This is a genomic window from Clostridium sardiniense (assembly GCF_050584765.1).
GTDB lineage: Bacteria > Bacillota > Clostridia > Clostridiales > Clostridiaceae > Clostridium > Clostridium sardiniense_A.
The window spans coordinates 293,088-306,239 of the sequence record NZ_JBNOOR010000001.1; the positions used below are offsets into that span (position 1 = coordinate 293,088).

Sequence of the window (13,152 nt, forward strand, 5' to 3'; positions counted from 1 at the left end):
GATAAGAAATGATACACAAAGGTACTCAAAGAATAGATACAAACAGGCTATTATTAGAAAAATTTAAGTTAGAAGATAGCAAGGCTGCTTTTAAGAACTGGGTTAATGATCCTGAAGTTACAAAATATTTAACATGGAATCCACATGGAGATTTAAGTGTCACAAACTCATTAATAAATTTGTGGATTAATGAATATAAGAATCGTAATAATTATAATTGGGCTATCAACTTAAAAGATGAGAATGAAGTTATTGGTAGTATAGCTGTAGTAGAAATTGATGAAGAAAATAAATCTTGTGATATAGGATACTGCATGTCAAAGAAATATTGGGGCAAGGGGATAATGACTGAATCTTTAAAGGCTGTAATTGATTATTTATTTGAAGAAGTTGATTTTAATAAGATAACAGCAAGGCATGATACAAGAAATGGTGCATCAGGTAAAGTGATGATTAAGAGTGGAATGGAATACGTTGAAACTTTAAAGGATATTGAAATACCTAATGATAAGGGCGTTTGTGATGTGAAAATTTATGAAATATCTAAGGAAGAGTGGAAAAAAGCAAGGAATATTATTGCTTAATTTATAGTTATAATGTGTCTTATAACTATACCATGGTAAAGGTATTTAAGAATAGACAGCTGATATTTATATAAGTATATGAATAATTAATATTAATTATCAATAAACTCTGTGTGATACAACATATAGGATAAACGAATACTTGTATTACTATATTAATTAATTCAATAAAAAAGAGGTATATAAAAAGTATGGTTGAAATAGATATAAGTTTTAATACAGAGAAAATAAATAAGTTAAATTGTATAATAAACTTACCAAATGACTATTATTCTGACCAAGATAAAGAATTCCCTATGATTCTATTTTTACATGGAATTGGAGAAAGAGGGGATGATATTAATTTAGTAAAGAAATACGGAATACATAGATATTTAAAAGATATAGATATTCCATTCAGTGTCCTTTCACCACAATGTCACAATAATAACTTTTGGGACATGCACTTTTTAGATATTGAAATTTTATTAAAAGAAGTAGCAAAACAATATAGAGTTGATATAAATAGAATATGTTTAGTTGGAATAAGCTTAGGGGCTTATGGAGCATGGAATTTTGCAATGCAAAGACCTAATTTGTTCAAAAGTATTGTTTCAGTTGCAGGAGGGGCAATGTTACCTAAATATGCTAATATAATAAAACATATTCCAATATATATTGCACATGGACAAAATGATAAAGAGGTTGATGTCAGTGAGAGTCTGGTAATTGCTGAAGCACTTACCAAAGTAGGCGCTAATGTTAAAGTAGACATTGATTTAAATATGGGACATGAATTATGCACTAAGATTTTTGAGAAAAATGATATTTATGAATGGATGATTAATAATATATAACAGTTCTAATAAATAGCATTCATATTATAGAAGTTAAATAGTAAAATGGACAAGTATAAACCTGGATATTTTAGTTATAGTCATTTATCAATATTGGTTTTAAATAGAGATTATTTATTAAATTAATTGATTCATTTATATAATTAAGAATCAATTTTTGTAATAAATTTCAATGCAATAAAGTTAATAATATAATTTGTACTTATTTCCCATTATATTCTATAAATTAAGCATTAATAATTTAGTTTTTTATATAATTACTAAAGGAAAAACTGTAATAATAATAATTCATGATATAAATATAGCTAATGAATGTGAATGTGTAATTAGGATAGAAGATGGAGCGATAAAGGAGTAGATATTAACCAATAAGAAGAGCATATAAATAGATTTTATCATAAGTTACTTCTTAAAATATATATTGTTCATAATAATAAAAACAACTATAAGATTAATGTCTTATAGTTGTTTTTTACTATTTAGGTTTGTATTTTGAGATATAATTAATAATTTCTTTCCCTAAGTCTCCAACTGTTTCTTTATATTCAGTACCGTATGGGGAATCTTTGCCTCCTAATGCAAAGATAACTTTGTCATTATCAAACCAAACATCTGTGAATAAGTAAGTAACACCTTCATTAGCATCATCTATTCTAATAGTTGCATCTGGTAGTTTATTAGATATTTCTGGTTTATCAATAGAAATAGAGCACATTAACGCCAATCTTATATAGTTAGCATCTTCTTTGCTATTAACTGGGTTTCCATAATCAGTTCTTTCTTCATTAGCAGGTATTCCTATTATTATTTTATTGTCTGGTTTTCTACTTTCGTTAAAAAAGTATAAGCAACCACCTAATAATAGTAGGGCTACTATAAATAATATAATGTTTGAAATACTAATTTTCTTCATAAACCTTCCTCCCTTTGAAAGGTAATTAATATTATATTCTAATTAGCTTGCATATAAATATTATACTTTTATTTTTGTATAGTTAGCATACAATATTAGAAAATATTGGATAAACTTATATAATTACATTAATGAGGTGAAGAGTTATGAGAATTGGAATTATAGGATCGTCAGAAGATGAAATTATGCATTAGGGTATCTAAATACTTTTGCAAGCTATAATGTTCTATCTCAGAGAAATGTAATTATTAGTTATAAAAAATAGTAATAATTTATGCAACTAATGGTATTGAAAGATTATAATTATAATATAAATTAACTAGAATTAATAATAAAATTTTATTGGTAGAGGTGAAATATTTGAAAGTAACAGCATTAGTAGAGAATACTACTGTATCAACTGACTATAGGTGCAAGCATGGATTATGTTTGAATATAAAAACTTCAAATCATAATATACTGTTTGACTTAGGGGAAGATGATTTATTTATTGAAAATGCTAAAAAGTTAAATATTGATATAAAAGATATAGATATAGTAATCATATCTCATGGGCATAGGGATCATGGTGGAGGACTTAGTGTATTTTTAGAGGAAAATAAGAAAGCAAAGATATATATTAATAGAAATGCTTTTATGCCACATTATGTATCTATATTTGGTATATTTAAAGGTTTTATAGGATTAGATATTTCTAATAAATTTAATGATAGAATTATATTTGTAGATAATAATTTAAAAATAGATGATGAGTTATATTTATTCTCAAATGTATCAAGGAGAGAATTAGTAGCAAAAGCTAATAACTCATTACTTATGAAGGTGGATAATAAGTATATTAAGGATAATTTTAAACATGAGCAAAATCTAATAATAACAGAAAAGGATAGACATACATTAATTGCTGGATGTGCTCATAATGGAATAGTAAATATCTTAGATAAAGGTGAAGAAATAGTAGGACAAAACCTAAATACTGTAATTGGTGGTTTTCATTTATTTAATCCAGCAATGAAAAAGTATGAAAGCAAGGAATTAATTAAAGCTATAGGTGATATTTTAGCTATTAAAGATACTGAGTTTTATACTTGTCATTGTACAGGGATAAAAGCTTTTAATATTTTAAGAGATGAACTTGGTGAGCAAATTAAGTACCTATCGACGGGGAAGGTTATAGATATTTAAAGTCTAAATTAATATGAGTATTTAAGTTGATTTATTTATACCTTTAAGGAAGCTTTGATATAATTAGAAAGAGAGTATACCAAAAGTATTACTCTCTCTTTTTTATAACACTATATTTCTATAATAAATAGAAATATAGTGTTATAAATCATTTATCCAAAGTATGTGCGTCATTATAAGTAAGTTCTTCACTAGGTTCTGATTTGTAAAAATGATAAGTAAGTGCAGGACATAATATAAAAACTGCTGAATAAGATAATGTACCAAAGATAACTATTGTATCTACATTTACTGTTCCTCTATCTAAGAAGAATAAAATGGAAAAACAAAGAATTGCAAAGGTAGCAAGCATAATCTGAGATGACTTTTGCTTGGCAGATATAAATTTTTCGTCAGATGATTTTTGAGGTAGCTTTGCAAAGAAGTACCATCCAAAGAAACTGAAAAATACAAATGCAAAGTAAGTAGGTTTTTCACCTGCAATTGGAATAAGACCTAAGAAACCTAAAAGACCAAGTAAAGCGAAGTGAGGCTTAAGCGTAAAATCTTTCATACAGAACTCCTTTCTAATCAATAATCCAAGTTTAAACAAACATTTAATTACTAAATAGTAATAATATGTATAATTATAACATGATACAATATGAGTTGTAGATATAAATTAAAAATATAAAGGAAGAGCACTTCCTTAAGACTCTTCCTCTAACTTAAAATATTAAAATTTTTTAATTATAGTCTAAAAGTTCTTTTAAAATTTGTATCTCTTTTTTGTGACCTTCTGTTTCAAGAGGAGTCTCTAGAAAGAAAGGCTTACCTTTTATACTAGGGTGAGACATTAAGTTAATTACAGCTTGCATTCCAATTTGACCATTACCTATTGTTGTATGTATATCTTTATTTGCACCAAATGGCATCATACTGTCATTTAAATGAATTATTTTTAGTCTATCAAGTCCTATTATTGTATCGAAATTTTCAAGAACTCCATCTAGGTCATTGACTATATCATATCCAGCAGAAAATACATGGCAAAGATCTAGACATACTCCTAATTTTTCATTAAGATGCACACCATCTATTATTCTTTTTAAATGTTCAAATTTAAAGCCTATTTCGGTACCCTTACCAGACATAGTTTCTAAAAGTACTGCTATATTTTGATCTTTAGTTATACCATGATTTAAACCACTTATGATCTTATTTATTCCAGTATCAATTCCACAACCTATATGACTTCCAGGATGCATACACAGATATTCTATTGAAAGTGAATCCATTTTTTGTATATCCTCTTTTATAACTCTATTTGAAAATTCATATACTTCATCTTTTGCACTTGCAAGATTCATAGTGTAGGGCGCATGAGCTGATAGAGGACCAAAATTGTTTTCTTTTCTTATTTTCTGAAACTGATTTATATCATTTTCATCAAGAACTTTAGAATTACTTCCTCTTGGATTTCTACTAAAGAATTGAAATGTATTTGCACCCATTTCTAAAGCTGTCTCTGCTGCTTTTGTAAATCCTTTTGCAATTGATAAATGAGAACCTATTACTAGCATTTTTATGTCTCCTTAAAATTGAATTATATATAAATAGTTGTTCCCAATAAGGCTGTATATAATTATTAAAGATACAAATTGGGAGCATGATAACTTTTATTAGTATTGTTAGAAAATTGCACAATAAAACGTAAAATATAGAAAAGATTAGCTGTATATAATAAGATAAGAAAGGATATTACAAACTAAACAAATGAAAAGGGGAAATACATGAAGAAAAAGACTTTAACTTTAATAATAGGGGGATTAGCTGTAGTTATAGTATTAACAGCTGGAACATTAGGTTATAAATATAAGGAGTATAAAAAGTATTTGGTCTTAAGCAGACAAGCTATTGATAACAAAAAGTATGATGAAGCACTTAAAGATCTTCAATCAGCTGCAAATATATATGATAAAAATTCAGATATTAAATTACTTCAAAACATAATTTTAACCTATGAAAAAGCAAATGAAAGCTATAATAGAAAAGATTATAATGAGGCTAAAAAGTACATAGATGAAATACCAAAGGAATATGAAGAGTATCCTATAAAGCAAGATATAGATGATCTTAAAAATAATATAGATAAAGCTCAAGAATGCATAGAAACTGTATCAAAAGACATAGAAAAAAATAAAGAAATATTAAAGAGTGAAGAGTTTAAAGAAGGCAAAAAAGATTTAATAAAAATAGATACTACTTATGCAACTGAGGATCAGAAAAAAGAAATAGATAATATAACTGTTGAAGGAAATAAGATAAGAGAAGAGCAAAAGAAGAAAGAAGAAGCTATAAAAATACAAAAAGAAAAGGAATTAAAAGAACAGGAAGCAAAAGAGAAAGCTGAAAAAGCAAAGGCGGATGCAAAAGTAAATTCTATGAATAACAATTTTGCTGTAACTAATATACATTCACAAGACGCTACTCAAGGTGGGCCAATTCATGTTGTTTCTTCTAAATTGGGAATACAATTTGATTTACCAGCAAAATATAGAGGTAAATATAGAGTAGAGTATGTTGATGATGGAATGATTATATATTATAACAAAGCACGAGAAGGTGGAATTTTAGTTAAGATATATAAAGGTGATCAAAGAGATTGTATTGATGGTGGAACGGTGAGTGTTGGAGGAAAAGTATTTACAGTTGGTGGACCAATGGATTTTAATATTTCAGAAGATGATCCAAATGTTAATGAGTTTGAAAGTCTTTCAAGAGGTGCAATAGGACCTAGTAAGGTTTCAGAAACTATAAGACCATACAACGGATAAAATTATAAGAAAAAGTATAATTATCAAATAGAGAAAAGAGGGGTTTTTTTAAATCTCTCTTTTTGTATTCATGAGTATTAGATATTTACGGTAAAACTTTTTATATTTAAATCTATTGGGTGTAAGTTATTCTAACAATTTTAGAATAAAGGTAAAAAAACTAGATACATAGAGAAAAGAGGATTAAATTGAAGAAAATCTATATATGTATTATAGAAAAGAGATTACTTGACTGTTAGTCAATTATAATGGAAAATATTGATATTCAAGCTTGGGAAGACATTTACATATAACTGATATAATGTAAATATGGTAGCGTGCTATGTTTAACTAAATATTAATTAAGGAGGAGATTATATGAGGTTTGATACTATTATTAGAAATGGAACTATTATAACTGCTACCGACATTTTTAGAGGTGACATAGGAATAAAAAACGGAAAGATAAATAAAATAGGTATTTCTTTAGATGAGGATGGAGATATAACTATTGATGCATCAGGGAAATATATATTTCCAGGGGGAATAGACCCACATACTCATTTGGACATGCCTTTTGGTGGAACCTTTTCAAGTGATGATTTTAAAACAGGAACTATAGCCGCAGCCTGTGGAGGCACAACTACTATAGTTGATTTTGCAGTTCAACCAAAGGGTGCTAATTTAAAAGAAACTGCAAGGATTTGGAGAGAAAAAGCAGATGGGAAAGCTGTAATTGATTATGGAATTCATATGAATATAACTCATATGGATGATGAAATTCTAAATGAAATTCCATTAATGATTAAAGAGGGATATCCAAGTTTTAAGGTGTTTATGACTTATGAAGGTATGAGAGTAGATGATGGAATTTTATTTAAAACTTTAAAGCAAGTTAATGAAAATGGTGGACTTACTTGTGTTCATGCTGAAAATTTTCATATTATAAAATGCAATGTGGAAAGATTACTTAATGAAGGAAAGGTAGAGCCTAAATATCATGCTATATCAAGAGGACCATTAGTTGAAGGAGAGGCTGTGGGAAGAGCTATAAAAATTGCTAAGATGGCAGAAGCACCACTATATATAGTTCATAACACTTGTAAAGAAGCTATAGATGAAATAGTTAGAGCAAGGGAAGAAGAATATCCTATAATGGGTGAAACCTGCACTCAATACTTATTGATATCAGAAAATGAGTATTTAAAAGATGGATTTGAAGGAGCAAAATATGTCATGTCTCCACCACTTAGAAATAGAGAGAATTTTAAATGCTTATGGAAGGCTATAAGAAATAATACACTTCAAGTTGTTGCTACAGATCATTGTCCATTTTTTATGAAGCAAAAGGAATTAGGAAAGGAATCTTTTGATAAAATCCCAAATGGAGCGCCTGGAATAGAGCTTAGAATGGCTCTTTTGTATACTTATGGAGTTCTTAATAAAGAGATTAGTATAAATAAATTTGTAGAAGTTACATCAACAAATGCAGCAAAGATTTATGGAATGTATCCTAAGAAGGGAACTATAGCAGTTGGCAGTGATGCTGACTTAGTGATTTTTGATCCTAAAAAAGAAATAGATATTACTTCAGAAAAGCTTCACGAAAATGTAGATTATACACCTTATGAAGGATTTAAGTTAAAGGGATTTCCTGAAGTTACATTAAGTAGAGGAGAAGTTATTGCAGATAAAGGTGAGTTTGTTGGAAAGATTGGAAGAGGAGAGTTCTTAAAGAGAAATTCTCCTACAATTTTATAAATTACTAAATAGGGGAGGAATTTTTATGAACATATATGAAGAGATAAATAGACTTTCAAGGAGTATGCATCCGATGGCTGTAGATTTTGCAAAAAGGCTTTTAAAAGTACCAGCTCTTTCAGGAGATGAAAAGGGAGTTGCAGATCTTTATATAAAAGAAATGAAAGAATTAGGTTATGATGAGGTATTTAGAGATGATTTTGGAAATGTTGTTGGGATAATAAATGGAGAAGAAGATGGTAGAACAATAATGTACAATTCCCACTTAGATCATGTAGATACAGGGGATTTAAGTGAATGGGGTGGATATGACCCTTATGGAGGAGAAATAGATATCTGTGAGATATTTGATCAGGACCAAATTAAAATAGAAAAAACAGAAGTTATACATGGAAGGGCAGCAGCTGATGTTAAAGTTGGTGGAGCATGCCAAATATATTCAGGAGGCATTTTGATAAAGCTTAGGGAGATGGGATATAAATTTAAAGGAAGATATATGTTTACAGGAGTTGTCCTTGAAGAACCAGCTGAACAGCTAGGAATGAAAATGCTTTTAGATAATACCTTTAAAGAAAGAGGAATAGAATATGATGGAGTTGTTTCAAGTGAAGCAACAAGTTTAAAATTATATTTAGGACATAGAGGAAGGGTTGAAATTTTAGTCACAGTTGAAGGCGTGACTTCACATGGCAGTGCGCCTTGGCTTGGAGTAAATGCAGTTAATAAATCCACAAAACTTATAGATAAAATTGAAGAAGTTGTTAGTAAAAATGCAAAAGAAGATGAACATCTAGGAAAATCAAGTATAGCATTAACAATTATTAATTGTACACCAGGTTCTATGTGCATAGTTCCTGATAGATGTTATATAACTTATGATAGAAGATTTGTCCCAGGGGAGGAATATAAAGATTGTATAAAGCAAATACAAGGTGTAATTGATGAGCTTTCAAAGGAAGATAAATATTTTAGAGCCAATGTTAAAGTTGCATCAGTTCCTAGAACAACTTATACAGGAAGAACTGTTGAGGTACCAAATATTAAAGAGGCGTGGAAGATTGATAGAGATAGTGAATTTGTAAAGGCAGCAGCTAAGGCTTTAGAGAATGTAGGACAAGAAGCTAAGTATGGTTATTGGGATTTTGGAACAGATTTATCTGTTATAGCAGGAAGAGATAAGAAACCAGCTATTGGATATTCACCAATGCAAGAATTTTATTGCCATAGACCTGTAGATAGAGCAAGAATAGACTTTATGGAAAAGGCATTAGCAGGTAACGTTAGTATATTCTTATCTCTTAGTGAAGTATCAAAGGAGGAATGTCATATTAAATAATTCTTTAATATAGCAATCAAATATATAGATATATAAGTAAAAGTAAGGTAAGTTATAGATTGATATAATTTACCTTATTTTTAGTTGCTAAAGTTTTTAGAATAAATGTTGGTATTTTCCTGAAGTATAAATAAGTTTAGTTATTAATATGATAGAAGCGTTTGTTGGATAATAAATAATATTTAAGATATAATGGAAATAAGAGGAAAAGGGTGGTGACTTTTGAATTGAGTTTACTGTGGGAATAAATGTACAGAAATATATACTTTTCAAAATAATATATTTTCGTATATATTATGTGGAAAGAATGGTGTGTAAGTAGCATGTTATATAGATAAAAGAAAATATTAATTTACTAAGGAAAAATTTTTATAAGAGTTATAGGGGGAGATGTTATGATCGATTTTATTTTAGCGGCTTTGCCATGGGTAGTTTTTGGTATAACTATTGCAGTAGTACTAACTAATTTCAGCAAGAGAAATAAAAGTAGAAGTACTACAGAAAGTCAAGGCGACTCTGAAGATACAAATACAGTGCTGAAAAAAGAAAAAGCTGAAGAAGAGGATTATATGTCAATTGGAATGAGTCTCGGAATATGTTTTGGTGTAGCAATAGGTTCAGCATTTATGGAGGAATTTGGGACAAGTGCTCTTACTTATGGTATCTGCTTTGGAATGCTTGGTGGAATGGTTGTAGGGATGAACATTAAGAAAAAGTAATTTCTAATTTATCTGAGAAATTAAATTATAAAAATTAGTAATTCTTGATTGTTTAATAAAAATGTTATATTAATAGTTCCAGTATTTAATAAATCATAATTTATTGGTACTTTTAATGGGTTAAACCCAAAGAATATAAATGTATAAATTAAAATTATTGATAAAATTAATGGTACTATAGTATCATTAATTTTATAATATGGGTATTTTTATGATATATATTTACTATAATTGCAATTGCTACAGGAACAATTTATAGAAACTTAAAAATAGATGATGAAGAAAATTTAATTGATGTAGATAGTAATAAAGTAGTAGGAAAAATAAATATGATAAATATTTATATGTATAAAATTAATATTTGAGTATGGTTATGGGGGTATAAAATTGAATATTTTAATTGTTGAAGATAATGTTGATATAAACAATCTTATTTCTAGAATACTTGAGACTGAAGGGTACTCAGTAAGGGCGGCATATTCAGGTTCGGAAGGAATGATGTGTATAGAGCAATTTGAGTATGATCTTGTAGTTCTTGATTTAATGCTACCTGGAATTAGTGGAGAAGAGCTTATAGAAAAGATCAGGGATAAGAGTGTTGTTCCAATAGTAGTTATATCTGCCAAAGAAGGAGTTCAGAGTAAAATAAATGTACTTAAGCTCGGAGCTGATGATTTTATAAGTAAACCTTTTGATAATGATGAAGTTCTTGCTAGAGTAGAGGCTCAGCTTAGAAGATATAAAAAGTTTTCTAAAAAAGAAGTTAAAAAAACTAAGTTTACATATAAAAATTTGGTTCTAGATTTAGAAGCTAGACAAGCTTTTATAGAGAATAAAGAAGTACTATTAACTGCAAGGGAATTTTCTATAATAGAACTTCTAATATCAAATCCAAAGAAGGTTTTTACAAGAGCAAACTTATTTGAATCCGCATGGAATAATGAATTCTTAGGTGATGATAACACAGTAAATGTCCATATAAGCAATTTAAGAACAAAACTTTCAAAACTAGACCAAGAAAACGAATATATAAAAACCGTTTGGGGGATAGGCTTTAAATTAGGTGAAGAGATTAATTAACTAGTTATTAAAGCCTACATACAAAATAAATATCTTAAGAGAGCTAAATAAAAACTTAAGATTTGCTTAATCTTTGATTTATGATATCTTACAAAATTATCTATAGAATAAGCCATAAGATATCAGGAGGGGATTTTAAATGAGAGATTTAGTTTTAAAAACATATGGCATAACTAAAAAATACGGAAATCAGCTATCAAATGATGATATAAACATCACTGTTAGAAAAGGTGATATTTATGGATTAATAGGTAAAAATGGAGCAGGGAAAACAACTTTAATTAGAGTTATAACAGGCTTGGCGCATAAAACAAGTGGACATATTGAGCTATTTGGTAGAAGTGGAGAAAGAAAATTAAATGATTCTAGAACTATGATAGGAAGTTTAATCGAATTTCCTGCTTTTTATCCTAATATGACAGCAAGGGAAAATCTAGAGGTTTCAAGAATATTTAGAAATATAGCAGGCAAGGAGTGTGTTGATGAAGTTTTAGATTTGGTTGGATTAAGTGATACAGGCAAGAAAAAAGTTAAAAATTTTTCTTTGGGTATGAAGCAAAGATTAGGAATAGCAAATGCTTTACTTGGAAATCCAAAACTACTTATATTAGATGAGCCTATAAATGGGTTAGATCCAATGGGAATAATTGAAATAAGAGAGCTTCTTAAAAAATTAAATAGAGAAAAAGATATGACCATAATAATATCAAGTCATATTTTGGGTGAGCTTTCAGAACTTGCAACTTGCTATGGGATTATGAGTGAAGGTAAGCTCATAGAAGAGCTTTCAGAAGAAGTACTTAATGAAAAATGTAGACAAAATATAGAGATTAAGGTTGATGATAAAGATAGAGCTGTTGTTTTAATTGAGAAAGAAATGGGAATAAAAAATTATATAGTACTAGAAAACAATATTATAAAAATCTTTGATAACTTAGACCAAGTTGGATTAATAAATTCAACACTTTCAATAAATGGAGTTATAGTTGAAAGTATAGGTTTAAAGGGTGAAAGTTTAGAAGAATATTTTATGACACTAGTTGGAGGTGCTAAATAATGAATAGATTAATTAAAGCAGAAGTATTTAAACTAATGAAAAATAAAGCTTTTAAGGTATTATGCATGATTTGTGTTATATCTGCTTTTATGAGTATATTTTCAGTTTCAGATACAATGAATGGTTTAATGAAGGAATCCATGTCTAATATTCCTGAGGAGGTACAGGTAATGGCTCAAACAAGTGAAGTCAATGGATCAATTGTTACTCCAGGAAGAATAGGCTTTAATATGCCAAGAGGAAATAGTCCATTAGATGTTTATTATGTATCCTTTGGAGTAGGTATCATTGAAATTTTAATAGGAGTTTTAGTTGGTGGGTTCTTAGCCAAGGAATATTCGGAAGGAACTATGAAAAATATACTAGCTTATGGAAAGAGTAGAACAAAATTTTATTTATCAAAGTTTATAGCTATGGTGGTAGGTGTTTCTATATTCACATTAATTATAACTTTAATATCTTTTGTAGGAACGGGTTTTATTAATGGTTTCGGAGATATAGTGTTAGCTGATTTAGGTAAAATGGCAATGACATTCTTAGCTTCAATAATGGCAAGTTCAGCAGTAATAGCTTTAATTATGATAATAAGTTCCTTAGTAAAAGGAAATGGAGCAACCATAGGAATTACAGTGGTTTTATTTGTATTAATTCCAACAATAATAAGTATATTCTATGGAACTTATCCTACATTTGATTCCATATATGAAATGACTCCATACTATAATAATGCTTTAGCAACATCACAGAATGCAGAGACTAGCGATTTAATAAGATCTATAGGAATTTCTTTAGTAACAATGGGTCTTTCTTTAGGAATAGGAACTAAGATATTTGATAAACAGGATATAAAATAAGATTTTCACTAAATTAAGGTGCTTCTTTTAGG

General features: G+C 28.5%; 13 protein-coding genes. 10 read left to right on the plus strand and 3 right to left on the minus strand.

The genetic code is table 11. The features are described from left to right. The first annotated feature begins 8 nt into the window (after positions 1-8). Entirely contained in the window at positions 9-584 is a 576-nt protein-coding gene (locus ACQPUW_RS01485; RefSeq protein ID WP_430835724.1) for a GNAT family N-acetyltransferase, read from the plus strand. Positions 585-775: 191 nt separating this feature from the next. After that, on the plus strand, positions 776-1,420 hold the full coding sequence (locus ACQPUW_RS01490; protein ID WP_430835725.1) for a prolyl oligopeptidase family serine peptidase: 645 nt from the start codon (positions 776-778) through the stop codon (positions 1,418-1,420). Positions 1,421-1,895: 475 nt separating this feature from the next. Here ACQPUW_RS01490 and ACQPUW_RS01495 read toward each other — a convergent pair whose 3' ends face one another. After that, positions 1,896-2,333, minus strand: coding sequence for a hypothetical protein (locus tag ACQPUW_RS01495; RefSeq protein ID WP_430835726.1), 438 nt, complete (start codon positions 2,331-2,333; stop codon positions 1,896-1,898). Positions 2,334-2,684: 351 nt separating this feature from the next. Between ACQPUW_RS01495 and ACQPUW_RS01500 the strand changes: the two genes are divergently transcribed. After that, positions 2,685-3,518 (plus strand): MBL fold metallo-hydrolase, encoded by an 834-nt coding sequence (locus tag ACQPUW_RS01500; RefSeq protein WP_430835727.1) that lies wholly within the window; start codon positions 2,685-2,687, stop codon positions 3,516-3,518. Between the two features lie 148 nt (positions 3,519-3,666). On the opposite strand, the gene ACQPUW_RS01505 is transcribed toward ACQPUW_RS01500, so the two are convergent. Then, a complete protein-coding gene (locus tag ACQPUW_RS01505; RefSeq protein WP_430835728.1) occupies positions 3,667-4,071 on the minus strand; it encodes a DUF3796 domain-containing protein in 405 nt (134 codons plus the stop codon). Positions 4,072-4,243: 172 nt separating this feature from the next. Beyond that, positions 4,244-5,080 carry a deoxyribonuclease IV gene (locus ACQPUW_RS01510; RefSeq protein WP_430835729.1) on the minus strand — a complete coding sequence of 279 codons (837 nt, stop codon included), beginning with the start codon at positions 5,078-5,080 and terminating at the stop codon, positions 4,244-4,246. A 210-nt stretch (positions 5,081-5,290) separates the two neighbouring features. Between ACQPUW_RS01510 and ACQPUW_RS01515 the strand changes: the two genes are divergently transcribed. The 7 genes from ACQPUW_RS01515 (at position 5,291) to ACQPUW_RS01545 (ending at position 13,120) form a co-directional block, all read left to right on the plus strand. After that, positions 5,291-6,334, plus strand: coding sequence for a hypothetical protein (locus ACQPUW_RS01515; RefSeq protein ID WP_430835730.1), 1,044 nt, complete (start codon positions 5,291-5,293; stop codon positions 6,332-6,334). A gap of 357 nt (positions 6,335-6,691) precedes the next feature. Continuing rightward, positions 6,692-8,074, plus strand: coding sequence for a dihydropyrimidinase (hydA, locus tag ACQPUW_RS01520; protein ID WP_430835731.1), 1,383 nt, complete (start codon positions 6,692-6,694; stop codon positions 8,072-8,074). A 25-nt stretch (positions 8,075-8,099) separates the two neighbouring features. Then, entirely contained in the window at positions 8,100-9,410 is a 1,311-nt protein-coding gene (locus ACQPUW_RS01525; RefSeq protein WP_430835732.1) for a M20/M25/M40 family metallo-hydrolase, read from the plus strand. Between the two features lie 395 nt (positions 9,411-9,805). Then, a complete protein-coding gene (locus ACQPUW_RS01530; RefSeq protein ID WP_430835733.1) occupies positions 9,806-10,129 on the plus strand; it encodes a hypothetical protein in 324 nt (107 codons plus the stop codon). A 381-nt stretch (positions 10,130-10,510) separates the two neighbouring features. After that, positions 10,511-11,209, plus strand: coding sequence for a response regulator transcription factor (locus tag ACQPUW_RS01535; protein ID WP_430837258.1), 699 nt, complete (start codon positions 10,511-10,513; stop codon positions 11,207-11,209). Between the two features lie 139 nt (positions 11,210-11,348). After that, on the plus strand, positions 11,349-12,266 hold the full coding sequence (locus ACQPUW_RS01540; protein WP_430835734.1) for an ATP-binding cassette domain-containing protein: 918 nt from the start codon (positions 11,349-11,351) through the stop codon (positions 12,264-12,266). Then, a complete protein-coding gene (locus ACQPUW_RS01545; protein WP_430835735.1) occupies positions 12,266-13,120 on the plus strand; it encodes an ABC transporter permease subunit in 855 nt (284 codons plus the stop codon). The genes ACQPUW_RS01540 and ACQPUW_RS01545 overlap by 1 nt, the downstream gene beginning before the upstream one ends. The last annotated feature ends 32 nt before the right edge of the window (positions 13,121-13,152 follow it).

What these genes read in the sequence shown, in the direction of transcription:
- ACQPUW_RS01485 (WP_430835724.1), top strand. Translation starts at nt 9, where the DNA reads ATGATACACAAAGGTACTCAAAGAATAGATACAAACAGGCTATTATTA.
- ACQPUW_RS01490 (WP_430835725.1), top strand. Translation starts at nt 776, where the DNA reads ATGGTTGAAATAGATATAAGTTTTAATACAGAGAAAATAAATAAGTTA.
- ACQPUW_RS01495 (WP_430835726.1), bottom strand. Translation starts at nt 2,333, where the DNA reads ATGAAGAAAATTAGTATTTCAAACATTATATTATTTATAGTAGCCCTA.
- ACQPUW_RS01505 (WP_430835728.1), bottom strand. Translation starts at nt 4,071, where the DNA reads ATGAAAGATTTTACGCTTAAGCCTCACTTCGCTTTACTTGGTCTTTTA.
- ACQPUW_RS01510 (WP_430835729.1), bottom strand. Translation starts at nt 5,080, where the DNA reads ATGCTAGTAATAGGTTCTCATTTATCAATTGCAAAAGGATTTACAAAA.
- ACQPUW_RS01515 (WP_430835730.1), top strand. Translation starts at nt 5,291, where the DNA reads ATGAAGAAAAAGACTTTAACTTTAATAATAGGGGGATTAGCTGTAGTT.
- hydA (WP_430835731.1), top strand. Translation starts at nt 6,692, where the DNA reads ATGAGGTTTGATACTATTATTAGAAATGGAACTATTATAACTGCTACC.
- ACQPUW_RS01525 (WP_430835732.1), top strand. Translation starts at nt 8,100, where the DNA reads ATGAACATATATGAAGAGATAAATAGACTTTCAAGGAGTATGCATCCG.
- ACQPUW_RS01530 (WP_430835733.1), top strand. Translation starts at nt 9,806, where the DNA reads ATGATCGATTTTATTTTAGCGGCTTTGCCATGGGTAGTTTTTGGTATA.
- ACQPUW_RS01540 (WP_430835734.1), top strand. Translation starts at nt 11,349, where the DNA reads ATGAGAGATTTAGTTTTAAAAACATATGGCATAACTAAAAAATACGGA.
- ACQPUW_RS01545 (WP_430835735.1), top strand. Translation starts at nt 12,266, where the DNA reads ATGAATAGATTAATTAAAGCAGAAGTATTTAAACTAATGAAAAATAAA.